Origin of the sequence: Nocardia sp. NPDC051787 (assembly GCF_040681325.1) — a bacterium.
In the GTDB taxonomy this organism is placed as follows: Bacteria; Actinomycetota; Actinomycetes; order Mycobacteriales; family Mycobacteriaceae; genus Nocardia.
The window spans coordinates 191,328-214,350 of record NZ_JBFAYO010000005.1; the positions used below are offsets into that span (position 1 = coordinate 191,328).

Annotated in this window: 1 protein-coding gene (running past one end of the window); it reads left to right on the forward strand. The window is 70.3% G+C overall.

All coding sequences use genetic code 11. From position 1 onward, the window contains the following. A protein-coding gene (locus AB0M45_RS07600; RefSeq protein WP_364323991.1) for a non-ribosomal peptide synthase/polyketide synthase crosses the window boundary here: on the forward strand, positions 1-23,023 show its 5' portion. 20,939 nt of this gene lie beyond the right edge of the window; the window shows 23,023 of its 43,962 coding nt (coding positions 1-23,023); it begins with the start codon at positions 1-3; the stop codon falls past the right edge of the window.

Here is a 23,023-nt window from a genome sequence, read left to right on the forward strand (position 1 = left end):
GTGTCCGGGGCCTTTCCGTTGTCGCCCGCCCAGCTGGGTATCTGGTACGCGCAGCATGTCGATCCGCAGGTGCCGATCAACATCGCGCAGTACGTGGACCTGCGCGGCGAGCTGGACGTGGAACTGCTCAGCCGGGCCAGCCTCGACGCGTCCCATGAGCTTGGCTCCGGTTTCCTGCGGATCATCGAGCGCGACGGCCAGCCGCTGCAGTTCGTCGACCACTCCATCAGCGACTACGACGGGGTCGAGTACGTCGACCTGCGCGGCGAAGCCGATCCGGAAGCCGCCGCCAAGGCGTGGATGCGCGCCGAGTACAGCCGCCCGCTCGACCTGACCACCGACCGTCTGATCAAGTCCGCCGCGCTGCGCCTGGCCGACGACCACTGGTACTGGTACTCGCGGTCGCACCACATCGCGCTCGACGGCTTCGGCGCCATGACCAACGTCAACCGGATCGCCGAGCTGTACACGGCGTACGTGAACGGCACCGAGCCGGTGGCGTCCAAGGCCACCGATCTGCACACGCTCTATGAGCAGGAGATCGCCTACCGCGACAGCACCCGCTTCACCTCCGACAAGGAGTACTGGGCCGAGCGGGTGGCCGGGCTGGAGGAAGGTACCAGCCTGACCGGCCGTTCCGCGCCGCCCGCCGCGCTCAACGGCATCGTGAGCGCGGCACTGTCCGATGAGCAGAACGCGCTGCTGGACGCGGCGGTCGCGCGGCACGATTCGTCGCCCGCCGGACTGCTGCTCGCCGGCTTCGCCGCGTATCTGGCGCAGTGGAACGGTGTGGAGGACGTCATCCTCAGCCTGCCGGTGACGGCGCGCACCACCGCCGCGATGCGCCGCTCGGGTGGCGCGTCGTCGAACATCGTGCCGTTGCGGCTGCACGTCGGCCACGACACCACGGTGTCCGAGCTGCTGAAGCAGGTTCAGGTCGAGGTCTCCGGCGCGCTGCGCCACCAGCGCTACCGCCACGAGGACATCCGCCGCGACGCGGCCGGTGACGGCGTGGTGACCACCGAGTTCTTCGGGCCGTGGGTCAACATCATGCTCTTCCACGACGAGACCGTGCTCGGCTCGATCGTTGGTCAAATGCACGTGCTGTCCACCGGCAGCATCGAGGACCTGGGCGTCAACTTCTACCAATCGGTGGCGGGCACCCGCGCGCACATCGACTTCGAGACCAACCCCAACCTCTACAGCGAGGACGAGGCGCGCAGCCACCACGGCCGCTTCCTCGAGTTCTTCGATCGCTTCCTCGCCGCGAGCGTGGACGACGCGGTGTGGGGTATGGATGTCGCCACCGCCGACGAACGCGAGCGGACGCTGCTGGAGTGGAACGACTCCGAACAGGACGTCCCGGAGACCACGCTCGCGGCGCTGCTGGACGCGCAGATACCGCTCACTCCGGACAATATCGCGCTCGATTTCGAGGGCGCGACGCTGACGTATTCGGAATTCGACGCGCGGGTCAACCGGCTGGCCCGCTTCCTGATCGCCGACGGTGTCGGACCGGAATCGCTTGTCGCACTGGGGATGCGACGCTCGCTGGAGCTGGTGATCGGCATGCACGCGGTGGTGAAGGCCGGTGGCGCGTACGTGCCCATCGATCCGGATCATCCGGCCGAGCGCACCGCCTACATTCTCGACAGCGCCGCGCCGGTGTGTGTGCTGACGCTGTCGGCCGACGAGCTGGACCTACCCGGATCGGTGCGGCGGGTGGAGATCGACACCCTCGACGTGTCGGCGTACTCCGCGGACCCGGTCACCGATGCCGACCGGCTGGCGCCGCTGCGCCCGGACAACACCGCCTACGTCATCTACACCTCGGGTTCGACCGGTCGCCCGAAGGGCGTTGCGGTCACCCACCACGCGATCGTCAACCAGCAGCTGTGGATGCTGGACGAGTACCGGCTGACCGCGCAGGACGTGTACCTGCAGAAGACCGCGACCACCTTCGACGTGTCGCTGTGGGGTTACTTCCTTCCGTTGCTGGTGGGCGCGAAGCTGGTCATCGCGTCGCCGGACGGGCATCGTGACCCGCTGTACGTCGCGGACATGATCTCCCGGCACGGGGTCACCGTGACCGACTTCGTCCCGTCCATGCTGACGGTGTTCGTCGCACACGCCACCGCGGCCCAATGTGCCACGCTGCGAGCTGTTTTCGTAATCGGTGAGGCGCTGCCGCCGGAGACGGCCGCGAGTTTCCGCGCGGTCACCGACGCGGGACTGCACAACCTGTACGGTCCCACCGAGGCTGCGGTCTCGGTGACCTACTGGGAGGCGACGGCCGCCGACGCGGTGACCGTGCCGATCGGTATCCCGGAGTGGAACGTACAGGTGTACGTGCTGGATTCGCGGCTGCGTCCGGCCCCGATCGGCGCGCCGGGCGAGCTGTACCTCGGCGGGCGTCAGCTCGCCCGCGGCTACCGTGGCCGGCCCGATCTGACCTCGGACCGATTCGTCGCCAATCCGCTGTCGGCGGGTGGGGCCGGGGCCGAAGCCGGAGCGCGGATGTACCGCACCGGTGACTTGGTGCGCTGGAACTCCGCGGGCACGCTGGAATACATCGGCCGCACCGACTTCCAGGTGAAGTTCCGCGGTCAGCGCATCGAGCTGGGGGAGATCGAAACCGATCTGCTCGCTCATCCCGCGGTCAGCCAAGCCGTGGTGCTGGTCATGGACACGGCCACCGGTCAGCAGCTCGTCGCCTACGTGGTGGCGGCTCCGGGCCAGACCGTGGATCCGGCGACGCTGGCCAGGTTCGTCGCGGAGAAGCTGCCGAGCTACATGGTGCCCGCGTCGATCATGGTGCTGGACGCCTTCCCGCTCAACACCAGCGGCAAGCTGGATCGGAAAGCCTTGCCGGAGCCGGTGTTCAGCGCTGAGGCGGGCGAGTTCCGCGCGCCGCGCACCCAGGCCGAGCAGATCGTGGCGGGCATCTTCGCCGACGTGCTCAGCCAGGGCCGGATCGGCATCGACGACAACTTTTTCGACCTGGGCGGCAACTCGCTGGTCGCTACCCAGGTGGTGTCGCGCATCGGCGCGGCCTTCGGCACCCAGATCGGGGTGCGCGCGCTGTTCGAGACCCCGACCGTTGCGGGAATCGCGGCCAGGGCCGAAAACGCCGCTCCCGCAGACGAATCGCGTCCGCCGCTGGTGGCCCAGCAGCTGCCGGAACGGGTGCCGCTGTCGCTGGCGCAGCAGCGCATGTGGTTCATCAACCAGTTCGACCCGACCGTGCCCACCTACAACCTGCCGTTCGTGGTGCGGTTGCGCGGCCAGGTGGATCTGGACGCGTTGGCCTCGGCGCTGCTGGACGTGGTCGAGCGCCAGCAGTCGCTGCGCACGATCTTCCCCGAGTCCGGCGATGGCGGGTACCAGCAGGTGGTTCCGGTCGACCAGGTCGATCTCGGCATCGCGGTGCAGCCGATCGACCAGGCCGAATTGCACGGCGCGCTGGCCGAATTCGCCGCCCGCGGCTTCGACGTCTCGCATGAGTTGCCGATCCGGGTGCGCGTGTTCGCGGTCACCGGCGGGCGCGGCAATGGCACCGCCGATTACGCCGTGGCGTTCGTCGTGCATCACATCGCCGCCGACGGCTTCTCGTTCGGTCCGCTGGCGCGTGACGTGGCCGCCGCCTACCTGGCCCGGACCGCGGGCGAGGCGCCGAACTGGGCGCCGCTGCCGGTGCAGTACCAGGACTTCAGCGTGTGGCAGCGCGAGCTGCTCGGCGCCGAATCCGACCCGGGCTCGATGGCCGCACGCGAAATCGCTTACTGGCGTAGGTCTTTGGCGGGTCTGCCGGATCAGCTCGACCTGCCCGCGGACCGTCCGCGTCCGCCGGTGCAGAGCTTCGGCGGCAGCCGGGTGAACTTCGAGATCGACGTCGAGTTGCATCAGCGCCTCATCGCGCTGGCCCGCGCGCAGGGCGTCAGCCTGTTCATGGTCATGCACGCCTCGCTGGCGGTGCTGCTGGCCCGGCTGTCGGGCACCAGCGATATCGCCATCGGCACCCCGGTCGCCGGACGCGGCGAGCAAGCGCTCGACGACCTGATCGGCATGTTCGTCAACACCCTCGTGCTGCGCTCGGAGGTGGACGGCAGCGAGCCGTTCGCCGAATTCCTCGGCCGCACCAGGGAAACCGACCTCGCCGCGTTCGCGTTCGCGGATGTGCCGTTCGAGCGGCTGGTCGAGGTGCTCAACCCGACCCGCTCGCAGGCGCGGCACCCACTGTTCCAGGTGATGCTGTCGTTCCAGGAGATGTCGCACGCGACGCTGGAACTGCCCGGCCTGTCGGTCACCGCCGACGAGCTCGAGGTCGACATCGCCAAGTTCGACCTCCAGTGGACGGTCACCGAGGAGCGGGGCGCGCACGGCGAGCCCGCGGGCATGGCCGCGGTGATCTCCTTCGCCACCGACCTGTTCGACGCCTCGACAGTCGCCGAGTTCGGCCGCCGCTACCTGCGCGTTCTGGAAGCGGCCGTCGCCGCGCCGGAGACCGTCGTACGCGACATCGAGATTCTCGACGACGCCGAGCGCTCTCGGGTGCTCGCCGAGTGGAACCACACGCGGCGCGATCTGCCCGCGGTCACCGTGCTCGAGCTGTTCGAGGAGCAGGTGCGGGCCCGGCCCGACGACCCCGCCGTGGTGTTCGACGGCGGCATGCGCGGGGAGGGTGAGTTCGGCCCGCCGGTGGAGCTCACCTACGCCGAGTTCGCCTCGCGCGTGAATCGCCTGGCGCGCAAGCTGTTCGACGCGGGCGTCGGCCCGGAATCGCTGGTCGCGGTCGGTATCCGCCGGTCGGTGGACATGCTGGTGGCGATCTACGCCACCATGACCGCGGGCGGCGGCTACGTGCCGATCGATCCGGACCATCCGGCCGAGCGCACCGAATACGTGCTGGACAGCTCGTCACCGGTGTGCGTGCTGACCACCACCGCCGACAACGTCACCGCCGCCGATATCCCGGTGCTCACGCTGGACACCCTGGACCTCAGCGGGTTCGGCGACGGACCCATCACCGACGCCGAGCGCCGCGCACCGCTGCGCGCGACCAACACGGCCTACGTGCTCTACACCTCCGGCTCCACCGGCCGCCCCAAGGGCGTCGCGGTCAGCCACGCCTCGGTGGTCAACCAGATCGCCTGGATCACCGCCGAATACCGGATCGGCCCGGCCGACGTGATCCTGCAGAAGACGCCGGTCACCTTCGACGTGTCGGTGTGGGAACTGTTCGGCACGCTGGCCGTCGGCGCCCGCATGCTGATCGCCGCGCCGGACGGCCACCGTGATCCGATGTACCTGTCGGAGATCATCGGACGGCACCGGGTCACCATGACCTCGTTTGTGCCGTCGATGCTCTCGGTGTTCGCCGGTGCCGCGTCCACCGCCGAATGCGCTTCGCTGCGTGCGGTTCTCGTCGCCGGTGAGGCGCTGCCGCCCGCGACCGTCACCGCGTTCCGGCAGTTCTCCACCGCCGCGGTGCACAACCTGTACGGCCCCACCGAGTTCACCGTGCACGCCACCGCGTGGCAGCTCAACGAGGTCGCGCCCGCGTCGGTGCCGATCGGCCGTCCGGTGTGGAACGCGCAGACCTATGTGCTGGACGCGGGACTGAACCCGGTTCCGGTCGGCGTGCCCGGCGAGCTGTACCTCGGCGGTGCGCAGACCGCCCGCGGCTACCACGGCCGCCCCGACCTGTCCGCCGAGCGCTTCGTCGCCGACCCGTTCGGCGCGCCAGGCGAGCGCCTGTACCGCACCGGTGACCTGGTGCGCTGGGTGCAGCCGCGCGATCCCGAGGTGGGCAGCGCGGGTGTGCTGGAGTACATCGGCCGCACCGACTTCCAGGTGAAGTTCCGCGGCCAGCGCATCGAGCTCGGCGAGATCGAGACCGCCCTGCTGGAGCATCCGGCCGTTACCCAGGCCGTGGTGCTGGTGCTGGAGACCGTCGCGGGTGACCAGCTGGTCGCCTACGTGGTCAGCACCGTCGGCCCGGTCGACATCGACAACATCAAGAACGCGCTGCACCGCACGCTGCCCGCGTACATGGTGCCCTCGGCGATCGTGGTGCTGGAGGCGTTTCCGCTCAACGCCTCCGGCAAGCTGGACCGCAAGGCGCTGCCCGCCCCGGTATTCGAGGTGCGCGAATTCCGTGCCCCCACAACGCCGATCGAGGAGATCGTCGCGCAGATATTCGGCGAGGTGCTCGGCATCTCCCGCGTCGGCGTGGATGACGACTTCTTCGAACTGGGCGGCAACTCGCTGATCGCCACGCAGGTCGCTTCCCGGCTCGGCATCGCGCTGGACACCAGGGTGCCGGTGCGCATGCTGTTCGAGGCGTCCACGGTCGCGGCGCTGGCCGCGCGGGTGGAGTCGCATGCCGGTGACGGCGCGCGCAAGGCGCTGGTCGCCAGGCAGCGCCCGGAGCAAGTGCCGCTGTCGCTCGCGCAGCAGCGCATGTGGTTCCTCAACCGGTTCGACACCTCCTCGGCGGTGAACAACATCCCGGTCGCGATCCGGCTGTCCGGTGACCTGGACATCGCCGCGTTGCAGGTCGCGGTCATCGACGTGATCGACCGGCACGAGTCGCTGCGCACGGTTTTCCCGGAGACCAAGAGCGGCCCGGTGCAGGTGGTGCTGGACGCCGCGCAGATCGTGCCGGACCTGACCCCGGTGCCGGTGACCGAGCACAACCTGATCGATCACCTGGTCGAGCTGGCCTCGATGGCGTTCGACGTGACCAGCGAAGTACCGCTGCACGCACGGCTTTTCGAGATCAGCGAGACCGAGTACGTGCTCGGCATGGTGGTGCACCACATCTCGGCTGACGGCTGGTCGATGGGTCCGCTGGCCCGCGACGTCATGGTGGCGTACGCCGCCCGCACGTCGTGGGAGGCCCCGGCTTGGTCGGCGCTGCCGGTGCAGTACGCCGACTACGCGCTGTGGCAGCGCGAGGTGCTCGGTTCCGAAGACGACCCGAGTTCGCTGATCGCCAACCAGATCCGCTACTGGACGCGCGAACTGGCCGATCTGCCGGACGAATTGGTGCTGCCGTCGGATCGGCCGCGTCCCGCCGTCGCCTCCTACCGTGGCGGCACCTATCCGTTCGTGATCTCCGGCGAGACCCAGCGCGCTCTGATCGAGCTGGGCCGCAGGCACAACGCCTCGCTGTTCATGGTGTTGCACAGCGCTCTCGCGGTGCTGCTGGCCAGGGCCAGCGGCACCAGCGACATCGCCATCGGCACGCCGGTCGCCGGTCGCGGTGAGGCCGCGCTCGACGACCTCATCGGCATGTTCGTCAACACCCTCGTGCTGCGTACCGAGGTGGACGGCGCGGCGAGCTTCGCCGACCTGCTCGCCCGGGCGCGCGAGACCGACCTGCACGCCTTCGCGCACGCGGACGTGCCGTTCGAGCGGCTGGTCGAGGTGCTCAACCCGGCCCGCTCGCAGGCCCGTCACCCGCTGTTCCAGGTGATGCTGACCTTCCAGAACACCAGGCAGGCCAGCTTGGAGCTGCCCGGTCTGTCGGTCAACGGCATCGACTACGACGCCCGCCTGGCCAAGTTCGACCTGCAGCTGACCCTCTCGGAGACCCAGGACGAACTGGGCGACTCGGCGGGCATGTCGGCCGAGTTCTCCTACGCGCTGGACCTGTTCGACGAGCCGACCATCGCCGCGTTCGCCCGGCGGTTGGACCGCGTCCTCGCGGCGGTGACCGCCGACCCGGACGTGCCGATCGGCGACATCGATCTGCTCGCGCCCGAGGAACACGCGCAGGTACTCCTGAACTGGAACGACACCACGCACCCGGTGCCCGTCGAGACGCTGGTATCGCTGTTCGACGCCCAGGTGGCGGCGACGCCGGACGCGATCGCGCTGGACTTCGAGGACGAGCGGCTGACCTACCGGGAGCTGTCCGAGCGCGCCAACCGCGTCGCCAGGCAGCTGATCGGCGCGGGCGTCGGACCGGGATCGCTGGTCGCGCTGGCGCTGCGGCGCTCGACCGAACTGGTCGTCGCGATGTACGCGGTGGTGCAGACCGGCGCGGCCTACGTCCCGCTGGACCCCGACCAGCCCGCCGACCGCGTCAACTACATCATCGAGACCGCGCGGCCGCGGATGATCCTGTACCGCTCGGCGGACGGGTTCGACTTCGACCCGCAGCCGCAGGTGACGGTGCTGTCGGTGGAGGGCGTCGAAGGGCTGCCCGGTTTCGCCGCCACCAGCGGCGCGCCGATCACCGACGCCGAGCGCACGCAGCCGTTGCGGCCGGAGAACACCGCGTACGTGATCTTCACCTCGGGCTCCACCGGGCGCCCGAAGGGTGTGGCGGTCAGCCACGCCGCGATCGTCAACCGGCTGCTGTGGATGCAGCACGAGTACCCGATCGGCCGCGAGGACGCGGTGCTGCAGAAGACTCCCGCCACGTTCGACGTGTCGGTGTGGGAGTTCTTCTGGCCGTTGCAGACCGGTGCCAGGCTGGTCGTCGCGCGCCCGGATGGGCACCGCGACCCGGTGTACCTGTCCCAGATCATCGCTGAGAAGCACATCACGACAGCGCATTTCGTGCCGTCGATGCTCTCGGTCTTTGTCGCCACGCTGGGCAACGAGAACGGCGACGCACTCTCCGCGCCGCGGCTGCGGCAGGTCTTCGCCTCCGGTGAGGCGCTGCCGGCGCAAACGGCGCAACGTTTGCGTGAACTGACCGGCGCGCGGTTGCACAACCTGTACGGCCCCACCGAGGCCGCCGTCGACGTGACGTATCACGAAGCGACGGAAGCGGATACGGTGTCGGTGCCGATCGGACGCCCGGTGTGGAACACCCGCGTCTTCGTGCTCGACAGCCGTCTGCACCCCGTCGCTCCGGGTGTCGCGGGTGAGCTGTATCTCGCGGGCGATCAGCTGGCGCTGGGCTACCTGGGCCGTCCCGACCTGACCGCGGACCGGTTCGTCGCCAACCCGTACGGCGTGCCCGGCGCCCGGATGTACCGCACCGGTGACCTGGTGACCTGGACCGCCGACGGCGAGCTGGAATACCTGGGCCGCACCGACTTCCAGGTGAAGCTGCGCGGTCTGCGCATCGAGCTGGGCGAGATCGAGGCCGCGCTGCTGGCGCAGCCCGGCATCGCCCAGTCGGTGGTCGTGCTGCGCTCCGACGCGCACGCGGGTGACCAGCTGGTCGGCTACCTGGTCGCCGAACCCGAGGCGACCGTCGACATCGACGACGTGAAGGCCGCGCTGGCCACCGCGCTGCCGGGCTACATGATCCCGGCCGCGCTGGTCGTGCTGGACGCGTTCCCGGTCAATGCATCCGGCAAGCTCGATCGCAAGGCGCTGCCCGCGCCGGTGTTCGAGGCCAGGGTGTTCCGCGCGCCGTCCACCCCGATCGAGGAGATCGTGGCGGAGGTCTTCGCCGATCTGCTCGGCGTGCCGCGCGTCGGCGTGGACGACGACTTCTTCGAGCTGGGCGGCAACTCGCTGGTGGCCACCCAGGTGACCGCCCGCCTGAGCGCGGCGCTCAACACCGAGATCGGTGTGCGCGTGCTGTTCGAGGCGCCGACTGTCGCCGCGCTGGCCGCGCGGGTCGAATCGCACGCGGGAACCGGTGCGCGCCAAGCCCTTACTGCACAGGTCCGTCCCGAGCACCCGCCGCTGTCGCTGGCGCAGCAGCGGATGTGGTTCCTCAACCGCTTCGACGCCGACTCCGCCGCCAACAACATCCCCGCCGCGGTGCGGCTGGACGGCGCGCTGGATCTGGACGCGCTGCGCGGTGCGATCGCCGACGTGATCGCGCGGCACGAATCGCTGCGCACCGTCTACCCTTCGCGAGACGGCGTCGCCTATCAGCGGGTGCTGCCCGCGACGAGGGCGATCCCGGATCTGGACGTCGTCGAGGTGGCCGAGGGGCGGCTGCTCGGCGCCCTCTACCCCTTTGTCGAACGCGGCTTCGACGTGACCACCGAACCGCCGGTGCGCCTGCGCGCCTACCGGCTCGCGCCGGACCACTACGTCCTGGTCGTGGTGGTGCACCACATCGCCGCCGACGGTTTCTCGATGCGTCCGCTGGTGCGCGACCTGATGACCGCCTACGTGGCGCGGACCTCGGCGGCGCAGCCGGGCTGGCCGCCGCTGGCGGTGCAGTACGTGGACTTCGCGCTGTGGCAGCGCGCCACGCTCGGCTCCGAGGACGATCCGACCTCGCTGATCTCCGAGCAGCTCGGCTACTGGCGCGGCGCGCTGGCCGGTCTGCCGGACGAATTGCGCCTGGCCGGTCGTCCGCGGCCCGCCGTCGCGTCGTATCGGGCGGGCACGCACCGCTTCCGCGTGCCGGGCGAGCTGATCGACGAGCTGAACCGGGTCGCGCACGCGCACGGCACCACGCTGTTCATGGTGGTGCACAGCGCCTTCGCCGCGCTGCTGGCGCGGTTGAGCGGCTCCGAGGACATCGCCATCGGCATCCCGGTCGCCGGTCGAGGCGAGCAGGCGCTCGACGATCTGGTCGGCATGTTCGTCAACACCCTGGTGCTGCGAGCCCAAGTGGACGCCGCCGAGTCGTTCACCGACCTGCTCGCCCAGGTCCGTGAGCGCGACCTGCAGGCGTTCGCGCACGCGGACGTACCGTTCGAGCGGTTGGTCGAGGTGCTCAATCCGGCCCGCTCGCAGGCGCGGCACCCGCTGTTCCAGGTGATGCTGTCGTTCCAGAACCTCGGCCGCACCGCGCTGGAGCTGCCCGGTCTGACCGTCTCGGAGCTGGGCATCGACCAGCCGACGGCGAAGTTCGACTTGCAGCTCACGCTCAGCGAGGTGCCCGGCGCCGAGACGGCGATGGACGCCGAACTCGTCTACGCCACCGACCTTTTCGACGGCGCGTTCGCGGGTGGGTTCGCCGAGCGGTTCGTGCGCGTGCTGCGCGGCGTCGCCGCCGAGCCGTCGGTCCCGGTCGGCGACATCGACCTGCTGGACGACGCCGAACGGTCGCTGGTGATCGAGCGGTGGAACGACACCGAATTCCCCGTCGACGCCGCACTCACCTCGCCGGTGGGCGATGCCGCGGCGACACTGGTCTCGCTGTTCGAGGCGCAGGTCGCGCGCACCCCGGACACGGCGGCGGTGACGTTCGAGGGGACAAGTCTGTCCTACGCCGAGTTCGCCCTCCGGGTGCACCGCCTGGCGCGCTGGCTCAAGAGCAACGGCGTCGGTCCGGAATCGTATGTGGCCCTTGGCATGCGCCGCTCGATCGACCTGGTGGTCGGCATGTACGCGGTGAATGCCGCGGGTGGAGCGTACGTGCCGCTCGACCCGGACCATCCGGCCGAGCGCATCGACTACATCCTGGAGACCGCGCGCCCGGTGTGCCTGCTGACCTCCGGCTCCGATCTGGCGACCACCGTCTCCCGGCAGGTGCGCATCGATCAGCTGGACCTGTCGGAGTTCTCCGGCGAGCCGCTGACCGACGCCGATCGGCACAAGCCGCTGCGTCCGGCCAACACCGCGTACGTGATCTTCACCTCCGGTTCGACCGGCCGCCCGAAGGGTGTGGCGGTGTCGCACGCGGCGATCGTCAACCGTCTGGTGTGGATGCACGCCGAGTACGGCTTGGCGGCCTACGACGTGGTGTTGCAGAAGACCCCGGCGACGTTCGACGTGTCGGTGTGGGAGTTCTTCTGGCCGTTGCAGGTCGGTGCGCGACTGGTGGTCGCGAAGCCGGACGGTCACCGCGATCCCGCGTACCTGGCGGGCCTGATCGTGGACGAGCAGGTCACCACGGTGCACTTCGTGCCGTCCATGCTGTCGGTGTTCGTCGCGGAAGAGCGCGCGGCCGAATGCGTCAGTCTGCGTAATGTTTTCGCCTCCGGTGAGGCGTTGCCCGCGGTGACCGCGCAGAAGTTGCGCGAGCTGACCGGCGCGCGGCTGCACAACCTGTACGGCCCGACCGAGGCCGCCGTCGACGTCACCTTCCACGAGGTGACCGAGGACGACGTGGTGTCGGTGCCGATCGGTGCTCCGGTGTTCAACACCCAGGTGTACGTGCTGGATTCGCGGCTGCGGCCGGTCCCGGTCGGCGTGCCCGGCGAGTTGTACCTCGCGGGCGCGCAGCTTGCGCACGGGTACGTGGGCCGCCCCGACCTGACCACCGAGCGCTTCGTGGCCAACCCGTTCGGCGCCGCCGAGCGCATGTACCGCACCGGTGACCTGGTGGCCTGGACCGAAGACGGTGAGCTGGAGTACCTGGGCCGGACCGACTTCCAGGTGAAGGTGCGCGGTCTGCGTATCGAGCTGGGCGAGATCGAGTCGGCGCTCACGGCGCTGGAATCGGTGGCGCAGGCGGTCGTGCTGGTGCGCACCGATGAGCGGACCGGCGACCAGCTGGTGGCCTACCTGGTGACGGACCCGGACCGGGTGGTGGACGTCGCGTCGGTCAAGGCCGCGCTCGGCGCCCGGCTGCCCGGGTACATGGTGCCCGCGGCCTATGTGGTGCTCGACGAGTTCCCGCTGAATGCCTCGGGCAAGCTGGACCGCAAGGCGCTGCCGGAACCGGTCTTCGAGGCCAAGGTGTTCCGCGCGCCGGCGACGCCGGTGCAGGAGATCGTGGCCGACACCTTCGCCGAGGTGCTCGGCGTGCAGCGGGTCGGCCTGGACGACGACTTCTTCGAACTGGGCGGCAACTCGCTGGTCGCCACGCAGGTCGCGGCCCGGCTGGGCGAGGCGCTGGACACCCAGGTTCCGGTGCGCGCGCTGTTCGAGGCGTCCACTGTCGCGGCGCTGGCCGCGAAGGTGGAATCGGCTGCCGGACAGGGCGGCCGGGCGCCGCTGGTGGCGCGGGAGCGGCCCGAGCTGGTGCCGCTGTCGCTGTCACAGCAGCGGATGTGGTTCCTCAACAGGTTCGACAACCAGACCGCGGTGAACAACATCCCGGTCGCGCTGCGGCTGACCGGTGATCTCGACGTGGCCGCGCTCGGCGGGGCCCTCCGTGACGTGCTCGCGCGGCACGAGGCGCTGCGCACCGTCTACCCCGAGGTGGAAGGCACCGGCTACCAGCGTGTGCTTCCGGTCGGCGAGGTCGCCTTCGACCTGGTCGCCGAACCGGTGGCCGCGGACGAGCTGCCCGCGCGGATCGTCGAGCTGGCGAGTGTCGGTTTCGACGTGACCGGCGAGGTCCCGTTCCGGGCCGGCCTGCTCGCGCTGTCGGAAACCGATCACGTCGCGGTGCTGGTCATGCACCACATCAGCGCGGATGGTTTCTCGCTGCGGCCGCTGCTGCGCGACGTGGTGCTCGCCTACATCGAGCGCGCCCGCGGCGAGGTCCCCTCCTGGGCGCCGCTCGAGGTGCAGTACGCCGACTACGCGCTGTGGCAGCGCGAGGCGCTCGGCGCCGAGGACGACGCGAATTCCGTCGCCGCGCGGCAGCTCGCCTACTGGACCGACCAGCTGCGCGACCTGCCCGACCAGATCGAGCTGCCCGCCGACCGGCCCCGGCCCGAAATAGCCTCCAATGCCGGTGGCACGCACAACTTCTCGGTCGACGCCGAGGTGCACGACGCGCTGACCGAGCTGGCCCGCGCCCGCGGCGTGACGCTGTTCATGGTCGTGCACGCCGCGCTCGCCGCTTGGGCGGGCAGGCTGTCCAACAGCACCGACATCGCGATCGGCACCCCGATCGCCGGTCGCGGCGAACGCGCGCTCGATGACGTCGTCGGCATGTTCGTCAACACGCTGGTGCTGCGCAGCCAGGTCGAACCGGGCGCCCGCTTCGGTGAGCTGCTCGATCAGGTGCGCCGCACCGACCTGGCCGCCTTCGCCAACGCGGACGTGCCGTTCGAGCGGTTGGTGGACGTGATCAGCCCGATGCGCTCGCAAGCGCACCATCCGCTGTTCCAGGTCGCGCTGACCTTCGAGGCCGCCTCGGCCGCCGACCTGGGCGCCGTCGCGCTGCCCGGTCTGGACGTCGCGGTGGTCGACTTCGACCCGGGCACGGCGAAATTCGACGTGCAGCTCACCGTCGGCGAGGCCGCCGACGGCGGGCTGACGCTGTCCTGGAACTACGCCACCGACCTGTTCGACCCGGAAACGGTGGCCGCCTTCGCCGACCGTTTCGTGCGCATCCTGCGCGGTATCGCCGAGGATCCGGAGATCGCCGTCGGCGACATCGATCTGCTCGGCGAGGGCGAGCGTCTCGACGTCTCGCAGCGCTGGGTGTCCTCCGGCGCCGACGCCGCCGGTACTGGCGCGTTCACTGCCCCGAACGCCACCCTGGTGAGCCTGTTCGGCGCCGCCGTCGCCGCGCACCCGGACCGCGTCGCGGCCCGCTTCGGCGTGGAGACGCTGACCTACGCCGAGCTGGACCGGCGGGCGAACGTGCTGGCGCGCAGGCTGATCACCGACGGCGCGGGACCGGAGACGCTGGTCGCGGTGATCCTGCCGCGGTCGCTGGACCTGGTGGTCGCGATGCTGGCCGTGGTCAAGACCGGCGCGGGCTACGTGCCGGTGGACCCGACCTACCCGGCCGACCGCATCGCCTACGTGCTCGCCGATTCCCGGCCGACCAGCGTGGTACTCGATTCCACGGTGCAGGTGGCGGTTCCGGACGGGCTGCCCGCCGTGGTGCTGGACGGTTTCGCGGTGGAGACCGGCAATGTCGAGGACGCCGACGACGCGCCGATCACCAACGGCGACCGGAACGCCGCGCTCACCCCCGACAACGTCGCGTATGTGATCTACACCTCCGGCTCGACCGGTCGCCCGAAGGGCGTCGCGGTCGCGCACCGCAATGTGGTGCGGCTGTTCGCGAACACCGACCGCGACTTCGGTTTCGGGCCCGATGATGTGTGGACGCTGTTCCACAGCTACGCCTTCGACTTCTCGGTGTGGGAGCTGTGGGGCCCGCTGCTGTTCGGCGGCACCCTGGTGGTGGTCGACTACTACACCTCGCGCTCGCCCGAACAGTTCCTGGAACTGTTGCGCGCCGAACGCGTCACGGTGCTCAACCAGACCCCGTCTGCGTTCTATCAGCTGGCGGAGGCGGACCGGAACGCCGCGCCGGAAGCCGCGCCGCTGGCGCTGCGCTACGTGGTGTTCGGCGGTGAGGCGCTGGAGCTGCGCAGGCTGTCGGACTGGGTGGCGCGCCACGGTGACGGCAGTGCCGATGCGGCGTCCGCCGTTACCCGGACCGCCGCCTCCGGCCCCGCCGCTGCCGCCGGGCCGGTGCTGGTCAACATGTACGGCATCACCGAGACCACGGTGCACGTGTCCTACCGCGCGCTGGACGCCGCGACCATCGCCGCCGCCTCCGGCAGTGTGGTCGGCCGCGCCATCGCCGGTCTGCGGGTGTACGTGCTCGACAACAGGATGCGTCCGGTGCCCGTGGGCGTCGCGGGCGAAATGTATGTGGCGGGCCCGCAATTGGCTCGCGGCTACCTCGGCCGTCCCGACCTGTCGGCCACTCGCTTCGTAGCCAACCCGATGGGTGACGCGCCGGGCGAGCGGCTGTACCGCTCCGGTGACCTCGCGCGCTGGAACCGTTTCGGTGAGCTGGAGTACCTCGGCCGCGCCGACGACCAGGTGAAGGTGCGTGGCTTCCGCATCGAGCTCGGCGAGATCGAATCGGCGATCCTCGCCCAGCCCGGCATCGCCCAGGCCGCGGTGATCGTGCGCGAGGACCAGCCCGGCGATCAGCGGATCGTCGCCTACGTGGTCGCCGAACCGGGCGTCGAGCCGGTGCTCGACGCAGTCCGCGACGGCGCCGCCGAGCAGTTGCCGTCCTACATGGTGCCCTCGGCCATGGTGCGGCTGGAGTGGATTCCGCTGACCGTCAACGGGAAGCTGGACCGCCGCGCGCTGCCCGCCCCGACGGCGCAGGCGCGTGCCTTCCGCGCGCCGGTCACCCCGGTGCAGGAGATCGTGGCCGCGGTGTTCGCCGACGTGCTCGGCCTGGAGCGGGTCGGCGTGGACGACGACTTCTTCGACCTCGGCGGCAACTCACTGATCGCGACCAGGGTGGTCGCCCGCATCGGGGCCGCGCTCGGCGCCACCGTCGCGGTGCGTACCCTGTTCGAGGCCTCCACCGTGGAAGCCCTTGCCGCGAGGGTGGAATCGCACGCCGACGGCGCCGCCCGTGCCCGCCTGGCCGCTCGCGAGCGGGCCGCCGACGAACTGGTGCCGCTGTCGTTCGCGCAGCAGCGCATGTGGTTCCTGAACAAGTACGACACCGCCTCGTCGGCCTACAACTTGCCGATCGCCATAAGGCTCACCGGCGCCCTCGACGTCGAGGCGCTGCATCTGGCGGTCGCCGACGTGGTGCGCCGCCACGAGTCACTGCGCACCCGCTACCCCGAGCACGGCGGCACCCCGGTCCAGGTGATCGTGCCCGCCGAGGACATCACCCTGGACCTGCATCCGGTCCTCGTGGACCCGGCGCGGCTGACCGCGGCGGTGACCGAGTTCGTCACCACCGGATTCGATGTGGCCGAAGAGGTTCCGCTGCGTACCCAGCTGTACGCGGCCGGGCCCGACGAGCACGTGCTCGTCGTCGTGGTGCACCACATCGCGGCCGACGGTTTCTCCATGGGGCCGCTGACCCGCGACGTGATGACCGCCTACACCGCGCGCAGCACCGGTGCGGCCCCCGGTTGGGCGCCGCTGGCGGTGCAGTACGCCGACTTCGCCGTGTGGCAGCGCGAGATCCTGGGGTCGGAGGAGGATCCCGACTCGCTCCTGGCGAAGCAGGTCGCGCACTGGCGGCGCGCGCTCGATGGCGTCCCCGACGAGCTGGCCCTGCCCTCGGATCGCCCGCGTCCGGCCATTGCCTCGCACCGCGGCGCGACGCTGCATCGTGAGCTGCCCGGCGAGCTGATCGCCGCGCTGGAGGAACTCGCGCGGCAGCGCGGGGCCTCGCTGTTCATGGTCATGCACGGCGCGCTGGCCGTCCTGCTGTCGCGTTTGTCCGGCGGCGACGACATCGCGGTCGGCACCCCGATCGCGGGCCGAGGCGAAGCCGAACTCGACGACGTAATAGGCATGTTCGTCAACACGCTGGTGCTGCGGACCGGGATCGAGCCCGGCGAGTCGTTCGCCGAGCTGCTCGACCGGGTGCGCCGCACCGACCTGGACGCGTACGGCAACGCCGACGTGCCGTTCGAGCGGCTGGTGGAACTGCTCGCGCCGGAACGCTCGCAGGCGCGCAACCCGCTGTTCCAGGTGATGCTGGCGTTCCAGAACCTGGAGCGCACCACCTTGGAGCTGCCGGGTCTTTCGGTGTCCGCGCTGGACCTTGAAGAGAACGTCGCACGCTTCGACCTGCAGTTCACTCTCGCCGAATCCGGTTCGGGCGCCATGGCTTTGGCGCTCACCTACGCCACCGAACTGTTCGACGAGTCGACCGCGGTGGGCATCGTGGACCGGTGGGAGCGCGTGCTCGATGCCGTCGCGGCCGATCCGGCGATCGCCGTCGGCGCCATCGATGTGCTGGACGCGGCGGAGCGCGCCGATCTGGTCGCCCGCACCGGTGCGGCGGCGACTCCGGCGCGGACTCTTCCCGACCTGATCGCCGAGGCCGTGGCCATCGACCCGCAAGCGCCCGCGGTGGTGTTCCAGGGGAGAAGTCTCTCTTACGGCGAGCTGGACGAGCGGTCGAACCGCCTGGCCCGCCTGCTGATCGAACGCGGCATCGGCACCGAGGATCTGGTCGCCGTCGCCGTGCCGCGGTCGGACGTGTCGTACCTCGCCGAATGGGCGGTCACCAAGTCCGGCGGCGCGTTCGTGCCGATCGACCCGACCTACCCCGCCGACCGCATCGCGCACATGGTCACCGACTCCGGTTCGCCGATAGGTCTGACCGTCGCGTCGGTGCGCGCCGACCTGCCCGAATCGGTCGAGTGGCTGGTGCTGGACGAGCTGGAGCTCTCCCAGTTCGACAGTGCCGCGGTCACCGACGCCGATCGGGTGCGTCCGTTGCGGCCAGAGCATCCGGCCTACGTCATCTACACCTCCGGTTCCACCGGTTTGCCCAAGGGCGTCGTGGTCACCCACGCGGGCCTGGCGAACTTCCGGGACGAGCAGAACGCTCGCTACGACGTCGATTCCGACACGCGCGCATTGCATTTCGCGTCGCCGAGCTTCGACGCCTCGATCCTGGAATTCCTGCTCGCGATCGGCCGCGGCGGCACCCTGGTGGTCTGCCCGCCCGGCGTCTACGGCGGCGAGGAACTGTCCGAGCTGATTCGCGCCGAGCGGGTCACGCACGCCTTCATCACCCCGTCGGTGCTCGCGTCGCTGGATTCGGCCGCGCTGGCCGGTATGCGGGTGATCGTGGCGGGCGGTGAAGCCGTGCCCGCCGACCTGGTCACCAAGTGGGGTGGCGCGCCGGACGGTTCGGGCCGCCGCTTCCACAACGGCTACGGCCCGACCGAGACCACGATTATGACCAACATCAGCGACGCGCTCGCGCCCGGCGATCTGGTCACCATCGGCGGCCCGACCCGCGGCATGCAGTCGCTGATCCTGGACGCCCAGCTGCGGCCCGTTCCGGTGGGTGTCGCAGGTGAGCTGTATCTGTCGGGCATCCAGCTGGCGCGTGGCTACCACGCGCGACCGGGCCTGTCGGCCGAGCGGTTCGTCGCCAACCCGTACGTCCCCGGCGCGCGGATGTACCGCACCGGCGACGTGGTGAGATGGCTGCCTGGATCGCGAAGCGATTCGATGGGAGGCGGTGGCCGGGCGACGGGTGGGCCGCGCACCGGCGAGGTCGAATACGTCGGCCGCTCCGACTTCCAGGTGAAGGTGCGCGGTTTCCGCATCGAGCTCGGCGAGATCGACGCCGCGCTCGCCGCGCACGAGACAGTCGACTTCGCGGTGACGCTCGGGCACAAGAACGCCGCGGGCGCGGTGTCGCTGGTGTCGTATGTCGTTGCCGCGCAGGGTCATTCGATCGACGTCCCGGCGCTGACCGCGCATGTCGAGGAGCGCCTGCCCGCCTACATGGTGCCCTCGTCGATCATGGTGATCGACCACGTTCCGCTCACCCCGGTGGGCAAGCTGGACCGCAAGGCGCTGCCGGAGCCGGTGTTCGCGACCGAGGTCGTGTTCCGCGCGGCGCGCACGCCGGTCGAGCAGACCATCGCCGAGGTGTTCGCCGAAGTGCTCGGTGTGGAGCGCGTCGGCGTGGACGACTCGTTCTTCGCGCTCGGTGGCGACAGCATCGTCTCCATCCAGCTGGTCTCGCGAGCCAAGGCGCGCGGCGTGGTGTTCACCCCGCGGCACGTCTTCGAGCAGCGCACGGTGGCCGGGCTGGCCGCCGTCGCGGAAACCGCCGAGGCCGCCGAGGCGTCGGCCGTGACGCTCGCCGAGCCGCCTGGGGGCGGTATCGGCACCATGCCGTTGACGCCGGTGGTCCGGTTCATGGCCGAGCGGCGCGGCTCGTTCGGCCGGTTCAACCAGACGCTCGCGCTGGAGCTGCCGGTCGGCATCGATCGATCGGGAATCGTGGCGACGGTAAGCGCTGTCATCGATCGGCACGACATGCTGCGGGCGAGCCTGCGCCGCGACGGCGACGACTGGGTCGTCCAGACCGCCGCGCCGGGCACGGTCGAGGTGGACGCGCTGATCGACCGCACCGAGTTCGACGCGGGCGTTACCGATGCCGAGCTGGTCGAGATCGCCTCGGCCGCGCTGGACGAGTCGCTGGACCGGCTCGATCCGGCTGCCGGCGTGGTCATCCGGTTCGTCTGGCTGGAGCCCTCGTCCGCCGATCGCGCCGGACGACTGATCGTCGTCGCCCACCACCTGGTGGTGGACGGCGTTTCATGGCGCATCCTGGTGCCGGACTTCGTCACCGCGTGGGGTCAGCGGACCGCGGGCCAGACGCCGGAGCTGGTCGCGCCCGCGACCTCCATGCGCGCCTGGGCGCACGCCATGGAACGGGAGGCCGCAAGCCCCGAGCGGGTGGCCGAACTCGACTACTGGCGTTCGGTGGTCGGCACGCCCGATCCACTGCTCACCGAGCGTCCGATGGATCCCGCCCTGGACACCTCGGGCGTCATCGAGAAGCTTCAGGTCGAGGTGTCCGCCGAGGTCACCAAGGCCCTGCTCACCACGGTTCCGGCGCTGTTCCACGGCGGCGTGAACGACGGCCTGCTCACCGCGCTGGCGCTGGCCACCGCGAAGTGGCGGGCGCGCCGGGTTGGCACTCGCGGCGAGGACTCGCTGCTGGTCCGCCTCGAGGGCCACGGCCGCGAAGAGGACGTGGTGGCTGGTGCGGACCTCTCGCGCACCGTCGGCTGGTTCACGGCGATCTACCCGGTGGCCTTCGACCTGACCGGCATCGACGTGGACGCGGCGTTCGCCGGCGGCCCCGCGCTGGGGATGGCCGTCAAGGCGGTCAAGGAGCAGCTGCTCGCCGTGCCGGACAAGGGCCTCGGCTACGGCCTGCTGCGCTACCTCAACGCCGAGACCGCCCCCGAGCTGCCGCGCGAACTGCCCGGCCAGGTGAGCTTCAACTACCTCGGCCGCGTCTCCGAAGGTGACGTGCCCGAGTCGCTGCGCGGCTTCGGCTGGATCCCGGCGCCGGAACTCGGCGCGCTGGGTGGCGCCTACGACGCGGACATGCCCGCGATGGCGCCGCTGGACGTGAACGCGATCGTGGTCGGCGACAAGCTGACCGCCAATATCGGCTACCCGTCGACCCTGCTGACCGCCGCCGACGTGCGCGAGTTCGGCGAGCTGTGGACCGCCGCACTGGAAGCCGTTGCCCGCCACGTCAATTCGACCGGAGCGGGGGGACACACCCCGTCCGACTTCGCGCTGGTGCGCAGTACCCAGCGGGACATCGACGGTTGGGAGCAGCGCTTCGGAGCGCTGGCCGACGTCTGGCCGCTCTCGGCGTTGCAAGCCGGACTGCTGTTCCACGCCCGCTTGGCCGCGAGCTCGGTGGACGTCTACACCGCGCAGGCGGTGCTGACTCTCACCGGACGGGTGGACGCCGCCCGTTTGCGTTCGGCCGCACAGGCTTTGGTGGACCGCTACGAGAACCTGCGTACCGCGTTCGTCACCGACCGTGACGGCAACCCGGTGCAGATCGTGCTGGACAGTGTCCGGGTGGCGTGGGCCGAGCACGACCGCACCGAAGACGGTTCGGCGGCCGACCTGATCGAGGCCGACCGCATGCGGCGGTTCGACCTGACCGCACCGCCGCTGATCCGTTTCACGCTGATCCAGGTCGCGCCCGACCGCTGGCAGTTCGTGGTATCCAACCACCACATCCTGCTCGACGGCTGGTCCATGCCGCTGCTCATGCGTGACCTGCTGGTGCTCTACGCCGCGCACGCGGACAGCTCCGCGCTGCCCGCCGCCCGGTCCTACCGGCACTTCCTGGACTGGACCCGGCAGCAGGATCACGCGGCGTCGCTGGCCGCGTGGGCGGACGCGCTGCGCGGCGTCGGCGAGCCGACCCTGCTGGCCCGCCCGGACGCCGGTCGCGAGATCACCTCGCTGTCCGGTGAGTACTTCTTCGACCTGGACGAGAGGTCCACCGCGCGGCTGACCGCGCTGGCCGGTTCGCTCGGCGTCACGCCGAACACCGTCTTGCAGACCGCGTGGGGCATTCTGATCGGCCGGATGACCAGCCGCGACGACGTGCTGTTCGGCACCACCGTCTCTGGGCGTCCCGCGCAGCTGACCGGCGTGGAATCGATGGTCGGCCTGTTCATCAACACCGTTCCGGTGCGGGTGCGGTTCGATCCGTCGGAGTCCGTGCGCGAGTTGCTGACTCGGACTCAGGGCGAGCAGGCCGACCTGCTCGACCACCACTACGTCGGGCTGGCCGATATCCAGTCCGCCGCGGGCGTCGGCGGGCTGTTCGACACCCTCGTGGTCTTCGAGTCCTACCCGGTCGACGCGGCGGGTCTGCAAGCACAGGCCGCGGACATCGACGGCATGGCGGTGGTCGGCCTGGACGCGGCCGACGCCACGCACTACCCGCTGACCCTGATCGCGCAGCTGGATTCGCGGCTGCGGGTGCGCGCGGGCTATCTGCGCGACCTGTTCGACGAGCAGACGGTGCGCCGCATCGCCGACCGCCTGATCCGGGTGCTCACCGCGATCACCACCGAGCCCGACGTCTCGGTGGGCGACATCGAACTGCTGGACGCCGCCGAGCGCGAACTCGTGGTGTCCGGCTGGAACGACACCGCGCACCCGGTGGACTCGGCCGCGACGCTGGTCGCGATGTTCTACGACCAGGTCGAACGCACGCCCGACGCGACCGCGATCTCGTTCGAGGGGACAAGTCTGTCCTACGCCGAGTTCTCCTGGCGGGTGAACCAGCTGGCGCGCTGGCTGATCGCCCGCGGGGTCGGCGCCGAATCCTATGTGGCGCTGGGCATGCGGCGCTCCATCGATCTGGTCGTCGGCATGTACGCCGTCGCCGTGGCCGGTGGTTCTTACGTGCCGCTGGACCCGGATCACCCGGCCGAGCGCACGGAATACATTCTCGCCACGGCCGATCCGGTCTGCGTGCTGACCTCCGGCAGCGATCTGGACATCGACACCGCGCAGGTGCGCATCGACCTGCTGGACCTGAAGGGCCTGTCGGAGGCACCGATCACCGACGCCGACCGCCGTGCGCCGCTGCGTGGGTCGAACACCGCGTACGTGATCTTCACTTCCGGTTCGACCGGTCGCCCCAAGGGTGTGGCGGTCTCGCACGAGGCGATCGTCAACCGTCTGGTCTGGATGCAGACCGCCTACCAGCTGCGTGCCGACGACGTGGTCTTGCAGAAGACGCCCGCGACGTTCGACGTGTCGGTGTGGGAGTTCTTCTGGCCGTTGCAGATCGGCGCGCGCCTGGTGGTCGCGAAGCCGGACGGGCATCGCGATCCGGCCTACCTCGCCGAGGTGATCAGCGCGGAGGGGGTGAGCGTCACCCACTTCGTGCCGTCCATGCTCGCGGTGTTCGTGAGTTCGATGGCGTCGCACGCGGGTCCCTCCGTGGTTACGCAGGCTTCCTCCTCCGGGCCCGTCGCTCCCG